We start from the raw sequence: 19,515 nt of genomic DNA, 5'->3' as shown, positions 1-19,515 counted from the left end.
CATACCAAAAATTAGTCTTTTTCGCTATTTTCTGATGGCTCCTTCGTCTCTTTTGGCGTCTCTTCAGAAGGCTTTTCGCTCCCTATCTGCTCTTTATCTTTCTGTGTCTTCTTCTTTTCTTTTTTGCTCTTTCTACTATCTTTTTCTTCCCTTACAGGAAGAACAAACTCATAGCTTTCTCCACCCATCTTAGCCTGGGCATGAAGAAAACCAGGATCCTGCTGTAGCTGAACAACTCCAGACTTTAAGTGAATCTCTGATGCCTTCTCATCACCCTTTCCTTTTTCAAGAGCCAATTGTACCAAAGCATAGGCCCGAAGTCGATCTTGACTCGTCTTTAAGATCCGTTTTTCCGCGACCTGACGGTGAAGATAAAACTGAAGCAAGAGACTGAAAATCGCTGCCATCAAAAGGGCGTAGAGCAAGACACCAGCCTTAACTTTTTTCATTTTGCATCGCTGGTACCACATGATAGACATACTCCCTTTCTAGACCTTCTTCAAAATTCAAACGCAGATGAATCAACTCTCCCTCCTGCCAAATCTGACTAGAGTGAACACCTGAAATCATAGGCTGATAGCCCCTGCCCTTTGCATCTGTTTTTCGAATATCATCTCCTTTAGACTGGCCAATCGCAATTGGTTTTTGATCCTGAATCAAGTAGATATGGTTGTTCTCCACTTTTTCAAAATGACTCCGGTCCAATTCCACCTGCATTTGTTGCTGAAACAAGATCCATTCTTCCTGCTTTTGATGCGCTTGGTAGTCCAATTCAGCATGCAGGAGTTTGGTCAAACCTTGAAAAACTAACACACCTCCGCTGAGCACTAAGAGAGCGACCAAGGCTTCGAGCAAGGTAAAGGCCTTAACCCTTCCTTTATTCCACATGCAATACCACCTTTCCTTGATGATAGACCGTGATTTGATCGGCATCTTTTTCAACATGAACCTGAATGCCATTAGTCTCCAGATGATTTTGCCCTGTCTGAAGCGCCATTTGAGCGACAGATAAGACCTCTACCTCATTGAAATCCGCTAGTCGCTCCTTGCGCGAACGCCGGATCTCCCCTAATAATAGGGTCGTAATCATGGCAAATAAACTCAAAGCTACTAGGGATTCTATGAGAATACTAGCGGGAACGGATGCTCTTTTTAATTTTTCCATTTCCAAGCGAAAGCTGATAGGTCACCACTCCTCTCTGTGTCTGAAAGTGAACATTGGCCAGGGATGAATTGCCACCTGCTCGGTCTAAACGAATAGTTTTAGGATCTTGCAAAATAACAGAATCAGGAATCTCCACCGTCTGATAAGGCGTTTGAATATTCCTCGCAGTCACTTCAACATCCAATTCCGTTTGCCTTGCCAGTGCTATCTTCTGGCTTTCTTGATAGAGATGTTCAAACTCTGCAAAAAATACTTTTTCTTCCACCTGCTGAAAGCTCGTCTTGATCGATCCCGATAAGCCCAGATAGATAAAACTGACGATCATCAAGGTCAGAAGGGTCTCCACCAAGGTGAAGGCCTTAATCTGCAACCGCACGAGTTTCTCCACTATTTTTCGCATAATAGGCACGGTAGGATTCTGCTTGTTTGTTGGTAATATTTCCCTCAACAATCAGCTTGGCTAGAGTGGCTTGGTCATTGGTATGATTGAGTTCATACAATTCAGCCTGGCTTTCGACTACCTTGACAACCGCTGCATTTCCTGTATCTTTTACGGAGTCTTTTTGCTTGGTCAAATTCGGCACAAAGAGCAATAAGAGTACACTGATGATCAATAAGACCACCAACATTTCAATAAGCGTAAAAGCTTTTACCTTGTATGTTTTTAATTTTTTCATAAATGAACCTCCATATTTTGATAAATCGGCAGCAACATGGCTGCGTAAAGTAAGACAATTACAAGAGCCACAAAGACAAAGACCAAGGGTTGTATCACATTCATGGCCTTGTGGACCCGACGAAAGAAGTCTTCCCATGTTTTTTCAGCGTAGATCTCTAGCTCACTTCCAAGCTTTGATTTGACCTCGCCATATTCAATCATAAGCGGCAATTCTTTTTTGAAAAAAGAATATCCCCCGACCGTCTCTGAAAAGGATTGACCGCGGTCTAAAGAAAGAGCTAAGTCTCTTCCAATCTCTTGGAAAAGCTGGGATTTTTGCTCCTGCATCATAGTAAAAATCTGAGACAGCTCCAATCCTTGTCCAATCAGATTGCCCCATTCTCTGGCATAATAGGCTGTCAAATAAGCTTGAATCATGCCTTTCCCGAAAGGAAGATGGGACAAGCTTCTAAAAACTTTGATCTTGCTAGATTTTCGATAATAGAGAAAGCTGAATAAGAAGAGGGCCACTATTCCCGCTACGAGCGCCAAAAAGAGTTGGGGAAAGGAACTGATCAATTGCGTACCAATATTTTGTGCATCTATTTGAGGGAGCAAATAATTGCGCAGGCCTAGCATAATCAAAACTAAAAACCCAAGTAAGATAAGAGGATAAGTGCTAACTTCGATCAACTTTTTCTTGACCTTGCGCATGTTTTCTAGGTAAGCACTGATTTTCTCCAAGCTCAATGCAAGATTTCCATGGAGCTCAGCAAGAGACAGCTGCGTCGTGACCGCATCTGAAAAACCGATCCCCGCCATCATCTCTGAAAAACTCCGCCCCCGAGAGAGATCTGCTCGCATCTGGGAGACCAAATAACTCTCCACTAGGTGGGAACGATCCAAAAAATCAACAATCTCAGACAGATGAAAACCACTCGAATAAAGATTCAAAAACAATTCAATGATTTGCTTTTGTTTAGTTGTAGATAATTTTTTCGGCTTGTGCCTGAGCCAGCTGGATATATCCCGATTGAGCCAAGAGATCCATTTGTTGGTTCCAGCGGCTGGCTGAGTGTTCTTGGTAGTTTTCCGTCGCAAAATCGACAACACCTCCTCCTGCAATTAATCGTTGGTAGCAAATACCTTGTAAAACAATCTTGAGCTCTTCCTCACTCACTCCAAGCTCTAAGAGCCTCTCATAAACACCTCGAACGCTCTTGGCATGAATAGTAGAGAAGACTGTGACCCCTGTCAAACTAGCTCGTACGACTGCACGAGCTGTTTCCTTATCTCGAATTTCCCCAATGATGAGAAGGTCCGGCCGATGACGTAAGGAGAGTTTGATCAGGTTGTCATAGGTCATGCCGATCTGGTCGTTCAGCTGAAGCTGTAACATATTATCCTGCTTGATCTCGACAGGATCCTCAATGGACATGACTTGCTGGTCCGCAAAGCACTCTTGCGCCAAAGCATGCATGAGAGTGGTCTTTCCCGAACCAACAGGGCCCGCAAAGAGATAGAGCCCACGACCAGCCAATTTCTTCTTCAACTCAGGTAGCTGATCAAACCAAAAACGCAATTCGCGTTCCTCATCATGCAAGAGCCGAATAACCAAGCTTTCATAGCCACGATAATCCCCCACCGTCGACAAGCGAATCGAAACCAGCCCATCCTCCAGAGGGTAATCACACGACCCTAGCTGGCTCCGCCTTTTTTCTCCCACATTCATGCCTGCTACGAACTTAAAGTGACTGATCATAGCCATCATCTCCTCAAAAGGGAAGGATTGTACAAAGCGCCTCTCATCTCCAACCCTCATAAAAACCTGGTACTCCTCTCTCCGAGGAATAAAGTAGAGATCCTGGGCTTCTTCTTTTTTTCCCATACGGATCAATTTTTTTGCAATTTCTTGAACCATAGTTCCTCCTCTCACTTATACTATTCGAAAAAGAAGACAAAAAAAGAAGACTTTCTAGATAGCTCTAAAAAATCTTCTAAATATCTCTTATGACAGGGTTGTCCCCTTTTTTGAATCGAGTGTATATTGACAAGAACGATGTTTGCGACTTCCTTTTTCCTTTTCGTAACCTGGACGGAGCTTGCTTTTAGGGATCTTGTGCTCGTCTTCTAGCAGAACTATCGAGTGGAAAAACTGCACATCATCACTGCAGTCCTCACACCACTCTTGCTCGTTGGTATCCCAAAAGATCGTCATGAGATCACTCCGACTCTTATAACTTGGAAAGTGTGCATTCAACTCTAACCATTTCTGCTTGTAGTATTTCAAAGCCTGGTAATAGTCTTCAAACTTCCGACTACTGACAATATCTTCTTCCCAACCTTCTAAAAACCACCAGGGTTCACAGTCCCCATACATTTCAATCACACGATACATAAACTCTTCCATCCTTTGTATCTTCTATTATATAGAAAATCCTTTGAGAATAAAAGTTTTCTGCTCAGAGCATAATTTTTCAGGCAGTTTTCATGTGATTTCCACAGTTATTTTTCAAAAATAGACTACTTGATTTCTCTTGGGTCCTTTTTTCGAGAATCAAAAAAGAGAGTCCCAACAAAATGACGAGCCATCCTGGGAACTCTCTCTTCTCAAGTATTTAGAACAATTCAAGTGCAATCATGGTTGTCATGGTTGCATCATAATAGTTGTTCAGAGGTAGATCTTGTGTGAAGATATACTTATTCTGTTGCACCAACTTCAGATAGCCTTTTTCGTGTTCAGAAGCATAGACTATCGGTGCCAAAAAACTTGCTGCCTGATGATTGTTCAAGGCCTTTCCTTTCAAGTCATAACCCGCGTACAGGTTTCTTTGACTCTTGAAAAAGTTAAGCATCTTTTTCACCAATTTTTGACTGGTTGCATCCTTACTTTGAACAAGGTTATATGGAAGGCGACAAGCATTATACGAGTAGGCTCCATCATACTTGGATTCAATCGTCTTGGGATCTGCTACGCGAGTCCCTTGCTCATCTACCCAGATGAAATCAGGTAGTAAACCTGTTTTTGTTTGGGAGCTGATCGTTTGGAGTTGCTGCAACATCTTTTCTTTGATGTCCAACCACTTCGAATCTTTTGTCACTTCATAAAAGATCTGGAATTGCGCTGGCAGTGTATCAGACGTCCGCATCAAATGATAGAATTCCGAATCCTGATTGGCCCAATTTCCCACCGTTAACACACCGGTTTCTTCATTGTAATTGTGTGCGAGAATATCTTCTAAAATCGCTTTGGCTTGAGCCTGGTAGTCTTTGGCTTGCTTTGGCCATTGCTGAGCAGCTTTTAGAAGAGCATAGGCAATATAGAGATCTCCATCTGTGGCGTTATGGTCCTCATCCTTTGCTTTTCCATTGCTGATGGTTTGTTTCCAAGACATCAATTGGGTACCTTCCAAGCGATGATTTAGATAATATTGATAGAGTCTGTCAAAGTCTGCTTGTTGGGCTTGTCCTTTTTTAGCAGCCGCAACAGTAATGAGCATTCCATAACTTTGCGCTTCAGATAAAACCACCGTTTGATTGCTATCATTGGTGGTTCGAACATAGGATTCTTTCCCTTTTGAAACAACAAAATGCTCATCCCACTGACGGTAAATTCGATTTCGCATCTCCACTTTACTTCTCGTTCTCGCTAAAAACAAGGTCAAACAGAAAATGCAAAGGATGACTAGAAACCATACATATCTCATCTTTTTCGTATTCATAATTTCTCCTATCCTGCGAATCGTTTTGTTTTAACCCATTTAGTTTCTTTCCGGTGCAATAGTTTATCCATCACAATCGAAGAGATGGCATCAATTGATACAATGATAAACAGTTGAGAATAGGTGAAGTAGGCAGCTAAGGCCAACCAAATTTGCTTGGTAGTTGCTTGACCAAATTGTGAGGCAAGAGCCACATTAATCTGAAGTAAGTAGAGCCCAATCATCAAGATCCAATTAAACAACATCAATTGCGCAATATAGATATTTTCTGAATCAAAGGCAAATGGAATTTGCACGCCTGGCACCACTGTATGGAGACACATGGCCAGAATATTGGCAAAAAAGATCAAGTCTGATAACACGATAGCTGCATTGAACCAGAAGAAGATACAGGAATAGTTGGTCACTTCTAACTTCACGCGCCAATTTCCCTTACCAAATAAATGCTTGAAGTTAGAAAGAACCACTTCATAATTCCCTTTGGCCCAACGTTTCCGTTGCATATAATAACTCTTCAGGGTCTCAGGTTCCTGTTGAAATGCTTCTGAATTATAGGCTAGAGCAATCAACTTCCCACTTTGCATAATCTTAAAGGAAATATCCGTATCCTCTGTTAAGGCACCGTTTTTCCATCCCCCAATACTCTTGACAAATTCAGTTTGAATAATGAAGTTGGTTCCTGGAATCCGTCCAATCTTAAAGAGATGCCACATGCCTACATGGTGAACCCGTTGGGTGACGACAATTTCTTGGTTGATACAGCGAGTCAAGAAGTTTTGACCGGCATTCCGCGTTTTATTGCGACCAAAAGAAGCCACATGACGCTCTGGATCTTTGAGCACTTCTTTCACAAGGAAATAAAGAGCATTCTTTTCAGGCATGGCATCTGCATCATAGACACAGATATAGTCTCCGGTCGCCATAGCCAAAGCGTCATTTAACACACCGGCTTTCCCACCTGTCCCACTGCGATTGATAATGGTCAAATCACGTCCTGCATACTCTGGCAATGCTTTAACTGCCAAACACTCTTCATAAGTGCGATCGGAACAATTATCCGCAAACAGTAGTAATTCTACACGATCATGTGGGTAGTTCAAATCAAGGATCGCTTTGGCTGTCTGTGCAATAACCACATCCTCATTATGGGCAGGTACGACGATCGTCACTTTTGGATAATAAGGAAGCGGATCCGTATTGACACGAAAATCACTGTGTTTAAACCAAAAATGAACGGCTGAAAAGAGGATTACTAGGCCCCAGGCTAAGGACAGCCAAATCGAAATCAAGGCAATAATCATCACAATTTGACTAATCATGGTCCACCGCCTTAAAGTTTTTATTGACACGGCGGTAAATCACCGTATAAGCTACAAATAATACAATAAAGCACAAGGCAAAAAATACACTAATGCCTACAGCTATATTAAAAAATATATTTGTAAGAGACATGTTTTCCTCCTAATATTCCACAATAATATCTGTTTCAAGTTGACGTTTTAAGTAACGAATCATTTCTTTATAGCGATGGTATTTGGTGCGATTTGATTGATCTACTACAAGAAAGCCGGACTGAAATTGGATGGCTTGCACCCCATCTTCTCCTTGGAACACCAGTCCTTCCAACTGTGGTTTTAAGACTGTCATATAATCGCCCTTCAGATCCCGCTCGCTATCAGAAGATAAGATCAAGAAATTACCATCTGATACATAATACAAGCTTTCATTTGGCTTTAGATGATGCGTTACCAAATAGTTGATTTGGTTCAAGGTCCGATTGTACTCTCTCGGTTGCAATTGGAAGAACAATTCCTCGTGCGACCAGTGAATGAGTAAGGCTTGAATCGTATCATTGGTTTCCCCACCATAAGAAGCGATGCGGTTACGGTAATCTGCGTAAGCTTCTGGCTCTTGATCCTTCACTTTTGCAATCTCTTTAAAGAGGTGGTAGCGAATTTGGGTCAAAATTCCAATCAAGATTGGAAAACTAAAGAGCAGAAGCAAGGCTTGATGAAATGGGATATAGACAACACCCGCCACCAAAAAGACAATCCCTAGGGCAAATGACAACAGGATGGTCCATGTCAACAACAAATCTGATAAAACAATAGCAGAAAATAATCCTAAAACAAAGAATAATCCTTCTTCAATCAGAATCTCTCTTGCAAAAAACAAGCAGTAAAGTAAAAGAAGTACTTCGAAAACAATCAAAATTAGCAACCATTTACTTAACTTTTCCGTTTTTTTCATTTATTCTTTCTCTCCCTCATGAAATTCTTCAGCAGCATCTCCCTGGCCAAAGTAATGTTTAATAGCTTGCACGATTCGCTCAGAAGCTCTTCCATCTCCATAAGGATTTCGGGCATTTGCCATTTCTAGATAAAGATGTTCGTTGGTTAAGAGCTCCGTCATCGTGGATTTGACGACGGCAGGATCCGTACCAACTAATTTCAAAGTTCCTGCTTTGACCCCTTCTGGGCGTTCTGTTGTATCACGCAATACCAATACCGGTTTCCCCAATGATGGTGCTTCTTCTTGTACCCCACCTGAATCCGACATGATAAAGTAACTTCTCGAAGCCAAGTTGTGGAAGTCAAGCACATCTAAAGGTGCAATGAGATGGATCCGATCATGATCTCCTAATAGATCGTTTGCCGCCTCTTGTACCGCTGGACTAAGGTGCACTGGGTAAACCACTTCAATATCCGGTTCTTGATCCACCATTTCTCTCAGAGCTCCAAAGACCGCTCTCATGGGAGCTCCTTGATTTTCTCTTCGATGCATGGTGACAAGGATGATTTTTTTAGCTGGATCTAATTGATCCAGTACTTCGTGATGATAGTTCTCTTGAACCGTGAGTTTCAGTGCATCAATAGCAGTATTTCCTGTCACCACAATAGAGGATTCCGGATGATTTTCTTTTAAGAGATTGGCCTTACTTTCGCCAGTCGGCGCAAAATACAGATCCGCTAGATCATCCGTCATTTGACGGTTCATCTCTTCTGGATACGGAGAATATTTATCAAAGGTTCTCAAACCGGCTTCGACGTGACCAATGCGGACTTGATTGTAAAAGGCAACCAAACTCGCCGCAAAGGTAGTGGTCGTATCTCCATGAACGAGCACCATATCTGGCTTTTCTTTTTTGATAACTGGATCTAATTGATTCAGAATTTTAGAGGTAATGTCTAATAAGGTCTGGCTTTTCCCCATAATATCCAAATCGTAATCAGGTACGATGTTAAAGGTTTCTAAAACCTGGTCCAGCATTTGACGGTGCTGGGCAGTGACCACCGTAATGGTCTCAATGGTCTCCCTCTGCTTTTGCAACTCCAACACCAAAGGGGCCATTTTAATGGCCTCCGGTCGCGTCCCAAACACAACCATAATTTTCAATTTTCCCATAAACTTCCCCCGTTGACATACATGTAATTCGACATTTTTTTAATTTGTGTACATCTTTTTCCATTCTACCGCCAATGACTTTAAATGTCAAACCGATTTTGGGTTTTATAAAGAAATTACTAATAGTTAGTCATTTTATTATTTTGGTGTTTAGAATACATATCCATATAATCACTAATTGTAAGTATTTACAACACGACTTCTAGCAGGCTAATATTTTTGGTAAAAAAATAAATCAATAATTATACAATTATTTTTTAAATAATAAATTTTTATAATTTTTTCAAAAAAAAGCCGGAACATGTAGTTCCGACTTTTTTTCTTATTCTTCTACGACTTCAGCTGTTTGAACTTCATCGACTGTTCCATCTGTTACTGGCACTTCTTCGATGATTTCAACTTCGTTAATCGCTTGTGGTTCCAAGTTACGGTAACGAGCCATCCCTGTACCTGCAGGAATAATCTTACCAATGATAACATTTTCCTTCAGTCCAAGGAGATGGTCTTTCTTACCACGGATCGCTGCGTCAGTAAGAACACGAGTGGTTTCTTGGAAGGAAGCAGCTGACAAGAAACTGTTGGTTTCAAGAGAGGCTTTGGTGATTCCCATAAGGACTGGACGAGCAGTCGCAGGAACTCCACCAGAGATAAGGACATCCTTATTAGCATCTGTAAAGTCTGTAATGTCCATAAGCGTACCCATGAGAAGGTCTGTATCTCCTGGATCCATGACACGTACTTTACGGATCATTTGACGAACCATTACCTCAATGTGTTTGTCGCCGATTTCTACCCCTTGGCTACGGTATACTTTTTGTACTTCCGCAAGAAGGTAAGTTTCAACCGACAAGACATCACGAACGGCAAGGAGACGTTTTGGTTGGATAGACCCTTCTGTCAGAGCTGCACCACGAGAGACTTGATCTCCTACTTCGACTTTCATGCGGGCAGTGTAAGGGACAACGTATTCACCCTCACCAGTTGCTCCGCTAACAAAGACTTTCTTGGTCCGTGTAGAAGCATCTTCTTCAATGGCTGTGACTTCCCCTTTGACCTCAGTGATGACCGCTTCCCCTTTTGGATTGCGGGCTTCAAAGATTTCTTGGACACGAGGAAGACCTTGAGTGATATCGGTATTTGAGGCAACCCCACCCGTGTGGAAGGTACGCATGGTCAACTGTGTACCAGGTTCCCCGATAGATTGGGCAGCGATGGTTCCGACTGCTTCACCCACTTCAACCGCATCACCAGTCGCCAAGTTGATACCATAACAGTGACGGCAGACACCATGGCGGGTGTTACATGTAAAGACAGAGCGGATAGTGACTTCTTCCACACCAGCATTAACAATTTCACGTGCTAGGTCTTCTGAGATCAAGGTATCTGGACCAACGATGACTTCACCAGTTTCAGGGTGTTTAACAGATTTCTTGGTATAACGACCTGTCAAGCGTTCTTCGAGTGGCTCGATCATTTCCTTACCATCAGTAATGGCACGGATCACAAGTCCACGGTCTGTTCCACAGTCATCTTCACGGATGATTACGTCTTGGGCAACATCAACCAAACGACGAGTCAAGTAACCTGAGTCGGCTGTCTTCAAGGCCGTATCAGTCATCCCTTTACGGGCACCGTGAGTTGAGAAGAACATTTCGAGTACTGACAAACCTTCGCGGAAGTTTGAAAGGATTGGCAATTCCATGATCCGTCCGTTTGGAGCAGCCATCAAACCACGCATACCGGCAAGTTGCGAGAAGTTTGAGATGTTACCACGGGCTCCAGAGTCCATCATCATAACGATTGGGTTCTTCGGATCTTGGTTATCCACCAAGCGTTTTTCCAATTTCTCACGGGCTGCACGCCATTCAGCTGTAACGGCATTGTAGCGTTCGTCATCTGTGATCAAACCACGACGGAATTGTTTCGTGATTTGTTCCACACGTTTGTGAGATTCTTCAATGATCTCTGCCTTATCTTCAACGACCGGAATATCGGCAATCCCCACTGTCAAACCAGCAAGGGTTGAGTGATGGTAACCTAAGTCTTTCAAGCGGTCCAAGAAAGCAGACGTTTCAGTTGTACGGAAACGTTTGAAGATTTCGGCGATGATATTTCCAAGATTTTTCTTCTTGAAAGGAACGTTTAATTCCAATTTCTCAATCGCTGATTTGACATCTTGACCAGGCTCCAAGAAGTACTTAGCTGGAACACCTTCTGTCAAGTTGGCATTATTAGGCTCTTGAAGGTATGGAAGCTCTGCAGGCATGATATCGTTAAAGAGAATCTTACCAACAGTTGTCAAGAGAATCTTGTGTTGTTGTGCTTCTGTCCATGGTTTGTTCAAGCTATCCGTCGCAATTCCGACACGTGTATGCAAGTGAACATAGCCATTGCGAAGAGCCATCACGGCTTCATCACGGTCTTTGAAGACCATGCCTTCGCCTTCACGACCAGCTTCTTCCATAGTGAGGTAGTAGTTCCCCAATACCATATCCTGAGATGGCGTAACGACTGGTTTACCATCTTTAGGGTTCAAGATATGCTCAGCAGCCAACATCAAGATACGAGCTTCTGCTTGAGCTTCTTCTGAAAGCGGTACGTGGATGGCCATTTGGTCTCCATCGAAGTCGGCATTGTAGGCTTCACAGACAAGGGGGTGCAAGCGAAGGGCTTTCCCGTCAATCAAGACAGGTTCAAAGGCTTGGATCCCCAAACGGTGAAGGGTCGGTGCGCGGTTCAAGAGAACTGGGTGTTCTTTGATGACTTCTTCCAAGATATCCCAGATACGTTCATCTCCACGTTCGACCAAGCGTTTTGCAGCTTTAACGTTTTGTACGATATCACGTGCAACGATTTCACGCATAACAAATGGTTTGAAGAGCTCGATAGCCATTTCACGTGGCACACCACATTGGTACATCTTCAGAGTTGGACCAACGGCGATAACGGAACGTCCTGAGAAGTCCACCCGTTTACCAAGCAAGTTTTGACGGAAGCGTCCTTGTTTCCCTTTGAGCATGTGACTCAATGATTTGAGTGGACGGCTACCTGGTCCTGTGATTGGACGACCACGACGACCGTTGTCGATCAAAGCGTCAACCGCTTCTTGGAGCATCCGTTTTTCGTTTTGCACGATGATACCAGGGGCATTCAATTCCAACAAACGTGCCAAACGGTTGTTCCGGTTAATTACCCGGCGATAAAGGTCATTCAAGTCAGAGGCGGCAAAACGGCCACCATCCAATTGGACCATCGGACGAAGATCTGGTGGAATAACAGGAAGGATGTTGAGGACCATCCATTCTGGCTTGTTGCCAGATTTGTAGAAGGCGTCCAAGACATCCAAACGACGCACAGCCTTCACACGTTTTTGACCAGTTGCAGTCTTCAATTCTTCTTTCAAGAGAGCAATTTCAGCTTCCAGATCCACTTGTTTCAAGAGGTCTTGGATAGCTTCTGCACCCATCTTAGCTACAAAGGAACCTGGTCCGTATTCACGCAAGCGTTCACGGTATTCACGTTCCGTCATGATGGATTTGTGCTCAAGTGGAGTATCTTTTGGATCGATCACCACATAAGCTGCGAAGTAGATGACTTCTTCAAGGGCACGAGGGCTCATATCCAAGGTCAATCCCATACGAGAAGGGATTCCTTTGAAGTACCAGATGTGTGATACAGGTGCTTTCAACTCAATGTGCCCCATGCGTTCACGACGAACTTTCGCACGTGTTACTTCAACCCCACAGCGGTCACAAACAATCCCTTTGTAACGGATTCGTTTGTATTTCCCACACGCACATTCCCAGTCTTTTGTAGGTCCAAAGATGACTTCATCAAAGAGACCTTCACGTTCTGGTTTCAATGTACGGTAGTTGATTGTTTCAGGTTTCTTGACCTCTCCATAAGACCATGAACGGACCTTGCTTGGAGAAGCTAGGGTGATTTGCATACTTTTAAAACGATTTACATCAACCACTATTTCTTACCTTTCCTTTTTTTCATACTTGTTTTATTTGGATACAGCTTAGGTGGAGGAAGAAAGGAAACTTTCTTGCCACCTCCTTGTGTCTGTATCTTGTTATCGAATCATCCTGCTAGAAGCATTGGTTGCTCACAGGACAATCATTTTTACTGATTATTTTTCTGATTCTTCGGCATCAAAGGCTGCTTTTGCTTCCTTTGCTGCTTTTTCACGTGCTTTTTCAAGGTCATCCACATGAATCACATCATCGTCTTCCCCTTCATCAAGGTCACGAAGTTCCACTTCTTGATCATCTTCGTCCAAGACACGCATGTCAAGACCAAGTGATTGCAATTCTTTGACAAGAACGCGGAAGGATTCTGGTACACCTGGTTTTGGAATTGGTTTACCTTTGGTAATCGCTTCATAGGCTTTCAAACGTCCGTTGACATCATCTGACTTGTAAGTCAAGATTTCTTGAAGGACATTTGATGCACCATAAGCCTCAAGGGCCCACACTTCCATTTCCCCGAAACGTTGTCCACCAAACTGAGCTTTCCCTCCGAGTGGTTGTTGGGTAACCATTGAGTATGGTCCGACTGAACGGGCATGGAGTTTATCATCAACCATGTGGTGAAGCTTGATCATGTACATGACACCGACAGATACACGGTTGTCAAACGGCTCACCTGTACGTCCATCGTAAAGAATCGTCTTAGCATCGCTATCCATACCAGCTTCTTTCACAGTATCCCAGAGGTCTTCTGAGCTTGCTCCATCAAAGACTGGTGTTGCGATGTGAATACCCAAGTTACGAGCTGCCATACCAAGGTGAAGTTCCATAACCTGACCGATATTCATACGTGATGGCACCCCAAGAGGGTTCAACATGATATCAACTGGTGTACCGTCTGGAAGGTAAGGCATATCTTCAACTGGAACAATACGAGACACAACCCCTTTGTTTCCGTGACGACCGGCCATCTTATCTCCGACGCGGATCTTACGTTTTTGTGCAATGTAAACACGAACCAACATGTTGACACCAGATTGTAATTCATCACCGTTTGCACGGGTAAAGATCTTAACATCGCGAACGACTCCATCTCCACCGTGAGGTACACGGAGTGATGTATCACGCACCTCACGAGATTTATCCCCAAAGATAGCGTGAAGGAGACGTTCTTCAGCAGAAAGGTCTTTTTCACCTTTCGGTGTTACCTTACCGACAAGGATATCGCCTTCTTTAACCTCAGCACCAATACGGATAATACCTGTTTCATCCAAGTCACGAAGAGCATCTTCACCGACGTTTGGAATTTCACGGGTAATTTCTTCAGGGCCTAACTTGGTATCGCGTGTTTCTGATTCGAATTCTTCCAAGTGAACAGATGTGTAGACATCTTCTTTCACCAAGCGTTCGCTCATGATAACGGCATCCTCGAAGTTATACCCTTCCCAAGTCATGTAAGCGACGATTGGGTTTTGACCAAGGGCCATTTCCCCTTTTTCCATTGATGGACCGTCAGCGATAAAGTCACCTTTTTCAACGGTTTCACCAACTTTAACCAGAGTACGTTGGTTGTAGGCTGTACCGGAGTTTGAACGACGGAATTTTTGAACATGGTAGACGTCCAAAGAACCATCTTCCCGACGGACTTCCACCTTATCCGCATCTGCATAGGTAACCTTACCACCATGTTGTGCAATAACTGCAGCACCTGAGTCATGGGCTGCTTGGTATTCCATACCAGTACCCACATAAGGGGCTTTTGGATCAATCAATGGAACAGCCTGACGTTGCATGTTGGCACCCATGAGGGCACGGTTGGAGTCATCGTTTTCCAAGAAAGGAATACATGCTGTCGCAACGGCAACTACTTGTTTTGGAGACACGTCCATGTAGTCGACTTGATCAGATGGGAACTCTTGGTTGTTACCACGGTGACGTCCCATAACGATTGGCTCAGCAAAGCCACCCTTTTCGTTCAACTTAGAGTTGGCCTGAGCGACGATGTACTCATCTTCTTCATCGGCTGTCAACCAAACGATTTCGTTGGTCACTACACCTTTTTCACGGTCCACTTTCCGGTATGGCGTTTGGATGAAACCATATTTGTTCAAGTGTCCGTATGAAGACAAGTTGTTGATCAAACCGATGTTTGGTCCTTCAGGTGTTTCGATTGGACACATCCGACCATAGTGGGTATAGTGCACGTCACGCACTTCATATCCGGCACGGTCACGTGTCAAACCACCAGGCCCTAAGGCAGACAAACGACGTTTGTGAGACAACTCAGAAAGTGGGTTGTGTTGGTCCATGAACTGTGACAACTGTGAAGAACCAAAGAATTCTTTGATCGCTGCAGTTACTGGACGAATGTTAATAATTTGTTGTGGTGTCAAGATATCGTTATCTTGCACAGACATCCGTTCGCGAACGTTTCGTTCCATCCGTGAAAGTCCAAGACGCACTTGGTTGGCAAGCAATTCACCAACGGCACGAATCCGACGGTTTCCAAGGTGGTCGATATCATCTACACGGCCAATTCCTTCTGCAAGGTTCAAGAAATAGCTCATCTCTGCCAAGATATCTGCTGGAGTTACGATGCGTACTTTGTCAGATGGATTAGCATTTCCGATGATGGTGACAACACGGTCTGGATCTGTTGGAGCGACAACTTTGAATTTTTGCAATTCAACTGGTTCTGTCAAAACAGCAGCATCATTTGGAATGTAAGTGATTTTGTTCAAACCATTATCCAATTGTCCTGAGATGCTGTCGATGACATCGCGCGTCATCACGGTACCAGCTTCTACAAGGATTTCTCCTGTTTCAGCATCCACCAACGGTTCTGCAATCGTTTGGTTCAACAAGCGGTTCTTGATATTGAGTTTCTTGTTGATCTTGTAGCGACCAACTGGTGCCAAGTCATAACGACGTGGATCAAAGAAACGGGCTACCAACAAGCTACGTGAGCTTTCCGCTGTTTTTGGTTCACCTGGACGAAGACGCTCGTAGATTTCTTTGAGGGCTTCATCTGTCCGTGAATCCATTGGATTTTTGTGGATATCTTTTTCGATAGTATTGCGAACCAATTCGCTATCCCCAAAGATATCGATGATTTCATCATCTCCTGAGAATCCAAGAGCACGCACAAGCGTTGTAAATGGAATTTTACGTGTGCGGTCGATGCGTGTGTAGGCGATGTCTTTTGAGTCGGTTTCAAGCTCTAACCAAGCTCCACGGTTAGGGATAACTGTTGATCCATAACCAATCTTACCATTCTTGTCCACCTTATCATTGAAGTAGACACCTGGTGAGCGGACCAATTGAGATACGATAATCCGTTCTCCCCCATTGATGATGAAAGTTCCCATTTCAGTCATGATTGGGAAATCACCAAAGAAAACTTCTTGGGTCTTGATTTCACCTGTTTCTTTGTTGACCAAACGGAAGGTCACAAAGATTGGTGCTGAGTAGCTGGCATCGTGAATGCGCGCTTCTTCAAGCGAATACTTGGGTTCGCGGATTTCATAACCCACAAATTCCAATTCCATTGTATCCGTGAAGTTTGAGATTGGAAGCACATCTTCAAATACTTCCTTCAAGCCATGATCCAAGAAATCTTTGAATGAGTCTGTCTGGATTTCAATCAAGTTTGGTAAATCAAGAACCTCTTTGATTCTTGAAAAACTACGACGGGTCCGATGTTTCCCGTATTGAACGTCATGTCCTGCCAAAGTTTTTAGCTCCTTTTTCTATACTAGGATAGCTTGGTAACATCACTCCTACCACCTATCCGGTTTTAACTACAATTTTGTGATTTGCATCACGTGAAGAGCTGTCTCTTCACCTTATTCGTCGCTTTTTGTAATTTTTAGAAAAATTAAATTTGTGTAACAAACTAGGGTTTTCCTGAAAAATAGGCACAAAAAGAGCAGCTAAATCGACTTATTCAAGTAAGATTTAACTGCTGTAAGCTCTTATTTGGACAATATTTCAAATAAAGCACACGACAAATTAGTTATCACTATTATATCGTTTTTTGCTCCAAAAATCAAGGCTTTCTCTAGGTTTTCTACTGGATCAGACTAGCGTCGATTGCCGCGATTGGAACTATTTCGATTTGAACTATTGCTTGATGAACTATTGGTTGTCGAATTGTTCTTATTATTCGACTGATTGCCACTGGTATTGCCGAGAATTGCTGCCCAAGCACTTTGATAATCGCTATCCGATCCCCCGATGGCAAAGCGGTATTGAGTGGTTGGCGCTCCGTTTTTAGCCCAAAGACTGGTTACCGTTTGACCGCTCACATCGATATCCCGGCCATTGACATTGACGCGGCCCGGTCTTTCACCAGTCGATTTGAGCACTTCAGAACGGATCACACTCTTATCGAGAGTGAATTTATCCTGAATCCCAAAGAGACTTGGATCTGCTTGGTAGATCGCATTCGCCAACTGCGCCATGTATTGAGCATTGTTGTTGTATCCGGTCAAGGTTTGCATGGAAGCATTGTTGTCATGACCGATCCAACCTCCTAAAGAAACATTTGGAGTGGACAACATCAACCACATATCCCCGTTTGAGTTGGTGGTACCAGTTTTTCCAATCCAGTCAGCACCTGCCAGCGTTGGGTTGACTTGGCTAATCCGTGACTTAAAGGTCGTTGTAGCACCAGATGTGATGACCCCACGCAAGAGATCCTGCATAATCGTTGCTGTTGCTGGAGAGTAGACACGAACCGGATCTGCTTCGTGCTTGTAGACTACATCCCCATCTCGGTCGATGATTTGCTCCACCATGTAGCGTCTGAGGTAGTTCCCATTGTTAGCAATGGTTTGGAAACCGTTGGTATGTTGGGCAACAGTGACCTCAATTCCTCCCCCCATTGGTAGACTCTCAATGCCATATTCAGGGATATCATAGCCCATTTTCTTCATGTAGGACGGGACATCCACACCCTTTTCACGAAGGGTTCGGTAAGTCCAGTAAGCCGGAATATTCCACGAGGTATTGAGGGCCTCACGTAGATCCATCATGGCTGTTCCTCGGCTATCCACGTGCATGATCGGCTCCCCACTTGAGAAATTAGTTGGGTAGTTAGAAAGGATGCTATTACTTCCCATCAAGCCTTGGTCAATGGCAATCCCATAGGCCAACAGCGGCTTGATAGTAGATCCTGGGGAACGTTCTGTATCAAAGGCATGGTTGTTTTGGTTACCATCAAAATTCCGACCACCGATAAATCCTAAAACAGCACCCGTTCGGTTGTCCATCAGGACATTCCCAACTTCTACCAGTCCCGTTCCATCATCCAAGACGCTTCCAAAATTCGCGACTGCAGCCTGCATCGCATTGTGAACCGGTTTGTTAATAGTGGTTTGGATAGTGTAACCACCTTCGCGCAACTCACTCTCAGCTAATTCTTGATAAGCCTTGACGGTTTCATTATTTTTCAGGTCTTGCTTGGTTACATTGTCTCGCTTGATCAAGTAATCATACATGGCCTCTTTTGCTTCTTCCATTGCTTGGAAGTAGAGGTAGTCATGCGGTGTTTTCTCGATGCCATCTGGAGCAATGAAGTCTTTGGTCAAGTCGTACTGAGCATAGGTTTCGTAGTCTTTTTTCGATAAGGCTCCCGTCCGGTACATATTGAACAAGACATCTTTGGCACGCGCCAAACCTAACTCAAGGTTCTCCTTGCTCTTTAGGCTACCGTCTGCAGCATAAGGGGAGTAGACAATCGGACTCTGTGGCAAGCCAGCGATAAAGGCTGCTTGTGGAACAGACAAGTCTTTCGCAGAGACGCCAAAGATCCCTTGAGCTGCGGCTTCCACACCTGCAATATTTTGCCCCCGATTGTTTCGTCCAAAAGGCGAGACGTTTAAGTAGGTGGTTAGGATTTCGTTTTTATCCATTCCCCGCTCTAAAGCTAGGGCATCGACAATCTCTGTCGCCTTACGAGTAAAGGTGGGAGCATCTCCTACGACTTGCTGTTTGATCAACTGCTGGGTTAGGGTCGATCCCCCACTAGAGGAACCCACGCCGGCTACAGAGCCAAGCGTCGCCCGAAGAACAGCTTTGGGCACAACCCCCTTGTGGCTTTCAAAGTTCTCATCCTCAGTAGCGATCACAGCCTTTTTGACATTGTCAGAAATGGCATCTCCAGCTACCGGCGTGCGGATCAAATCACTGTCCACTTCTGCAATCAGGCTCTTATCGGAATAGGTCAGTTTTGAAACACTGCTGACATTACGGACCTGCTGGACCAATTCTTCTGTCTTTGGAACCTTAACATTGCTAAAGAGGCTTGCTGCATAACCAATCCCGATCCCTGCGCCAAATAAAAAGAGGCACACGAACAGGGCGATCATCACATCCCACAAGAGTTTGAGCGTTCTCAAAAAGGTCGCAAAAATATCGCCGACAGACCAGCTACTTTCTTCATTTTTTTCCTTATTCGGAGTTTCTGTATACATATTTGCAAAGAATTTTTGGACTTTCTTCCAAAACTCTTGCAGCTTCTCTTTTAATTGATTCACTGATTCTTTCTCCTTGTTCCCTATATTATAGCAGATTAGCCCCTTTGTTTTC

General features: G+C 43.8%; 16 protein-coding genes. All 16 read right to left on the bottom strand.

Translation table 11 applies throughout. The features are described from left to right. Positions 1-11 precede the first annotated feature (11 nt). The 16 genes from comGG to pbp1b all read right to left on the bottom strand — a co-directional run bounded on the left by comGG (position 12) and on the right by pbp1b (position 19,463). A complete protein-coding gene (comGG, locus tag ADI76_RS00340; RefSeq protein WP_049513863.1) occupies positions 12-470 on the bottom strand; it encodes a competence type IV pilus minor pilin ComGG in 459 nt (152 codons plus the stop codon). Next, positions 436-888 carry a competence type IV pilus minor pilin ComGF gene (gene comGF / locus ADI76_RS00335; protein WP_049513861.1) on the bottom strand — a complete coding sequence of 151 codons (453 nt, stop codon included), beginning with the start codon at positions 886-888 and terminating at the stop codon, positions 436-438. The genes comGG and comGF overlap by 35 nt, the downstream gene beginning before the upstream one ends. Next, positions 878-1,165, bottom strand: a complete 288-nt coding sequence (gene comGE, locus ADI76_RS00330; RefSeq protein WP_049513859.1) for a competence type IV pilus minor pilin ComGE — start codon at positions 1,163-1,165, stop codon at positions 878-880. The genes comGF and comGE overlap by 11 nt, the downstream gene beginning before the upstream one ends. After that, entirely contained in the window at positions 1,131-1,535 is a 405-nt protein-coding gene (gene comGD / locus ADI76_RS00325) for a competence type IV pilus minor pilin ComGD (protein WP_049513894.1), read from the bottom strand. Before comGD ends, comGE begins: the two co-directional genes overlap by 35 nt. Beyond that, complete coding sequence (gene comGC, locus ADI76_RS00320) at positions 1,525-1,842, bottom strand: competence type IV pilus major pilin ComGC (RefSeq protein WP_049513856.1); 318 nt, start codon at positions 1,840-1,842, stop codon at positions 1,525-1,527. Before comGC ends, comGD begins: the two co-directional genes overlap by 11 nt. Next, positions 1,839-2,870: a competence type IV pilus assembly protein ComGB gene (gene comGB / locus ADI76_RS00315; protein ID WP_193390711.1), complete on the bottom strand. Its 1,032-nt coding sequence runs from the start codon at positions 2,868-2,870 to the stop codon at positions 1,839-1,841. Before comGB ends, comGC begins: the two co-directional genes overlap by 4 nt. Beyond that, positions 2,803-3,744, bottom strand: coding sequence for a competence type IV pilus ATPase ComGA (comGA, locus tag ADI76_RS00310; protein ID WP_049513854.1), 942 nt, complete (start codon positions 3,742-3,744; stop codon positions 2,803-2,805). Before comGA ends, comGB begins: the two co-directional genes overlap by 68 nt. Before the next feature lie 87 nt (positions 3,745-3,831). After that, the gene (locus tag ADI76_RS00305) at positions 3,832-4,221 is read right to left on the bottom strand and encodes a DUF1033 family protein (RefSeq protein ID WP_049513852.1); all 390 of its coding nucleotides are present in this window, start codon (positions 4,219-4,221) and stop codon (positions 3,832-3,834) included. 220 nt (positions 4,222-4,441) lie between these two features. Beyond that, positions 4,442-5,545 carry a glycosyl hydrolase family 8 gene (locus ADI76_RS00300; protein ID WP_049513850.1) on the bottom strand — a complete coding sequence of 368 codons (1,104 nt, stop codon included), beginning with the start codon at positions 5,543-5,545 and terminating at the stop codon, positions 4,442-4,444. An 8-nt stretch (positions 5,546-5,553) separates the two neighbouring features. Next, complete coding sequence (locus tag ADI76_RS00295) at positions 5,554-6,864, bottom strand: glycosyltransferase family 2 protein (RefSeq protein WP_023919655.1); 1,311 nt, start codon at positions 6,862-6,864, stop codon at positions 5,554-5,556. After that, the gene (locus ADI76_RS11515; protein WP_003004308.1) at positions 6,857-6,997 is read right to left on the bottom strand and encodes a hypothetical protein; all 141 of its coding nucleotides are present in this window, start codon (positions 6,995-6,997) and stop codon (positions 6,857-6,859) included. Before ADI76_RS11515 ends, ADI76_RS00295 begins: the two co-directional genes overlap by 8 nt. A gap of 9 nt (positions 6,998-7,006) precedes the next feature. Then, positions 7,007-7,795: a hypothetical protein gene (locus tag ADI76_RS00290; protein WP_049513848.1), complete on the bottom strand. Its 789-nt coding sequence runs from the start codon at positions 7,793-7,795 to the stop codon at positions 7,007-7,009. Continuing rightward, positions 7,796-8,950 (bottom strand): non-hydrolyzing UDP-N-acetylglucosamine 2-epimerase, encoded by a 1,155-nt coding sequence (wecB, locus tag ADI76_RS00285; protein WP_049513846.1) that lies wholly within the window; start codon positions 8,948-8,950, stop codon positions 7,796-7,798. Positions 8,951-9,272: 322 nt separating this feature from the next. Next, the gene (gene rpoC, locus ADI76_RS00280; RefSeq protein WP_049513843.1) at positions 9,273-12,926 is read right to left on the bottom strand and encodes a DNA-directed RNA polymerase subunit beta'; all 3,654 of its coding nucleotides are present in this window, start codon (positions 12,924-12,926) and stop codon (positions 9,273-9,275) included. A gap of 159 nt (positions 12,927-13,085) precedes the next feature. After that, complete coding sequence (rpoB, locus tag ADI76_RS00275; RefSeq protein WP_049513841.1) at positions 13,086-16,655, bottom strand: DNA-directed RNA polymerase subunit beta; 3,570 nt, start codon at positions 16,653-16,655, stop codon at positions 13,086-13,088. Positions 16,656-17,006: 351 nt separating this feature from the next. Continuing rightward, on the bottom strand, positions 17,007-19,463 hold the full coding sequence (gene pbp1b, locus ADI76_RS00270) for a penicillin-binding protein PBP1B (RefSeq protein ID WP_049513839.1): 2,457 nt from the start codon (positions 19,461-19,463) through the stop codon (positions 17,007-17,009). Between the last annotated feature and the right edge of the window lie 52 nt (positions 19,464-19,515).

The sequence above is a fragment of the Streptococcus parasanguinis genome (assembly GCF_001074805.1).
GTDB classification, from domain to species: Bacteria; Bacillota; Bacilli; order Lactobacillales; family Streptococcaceae; genus Streptococcus; species Streptococcus parasanguinis_A.
The sequence above is the reverse complement of the archived record's forward strand: the minus strand, read 5'-3'. Positions and strand labels throughout refer to the sequence as shown.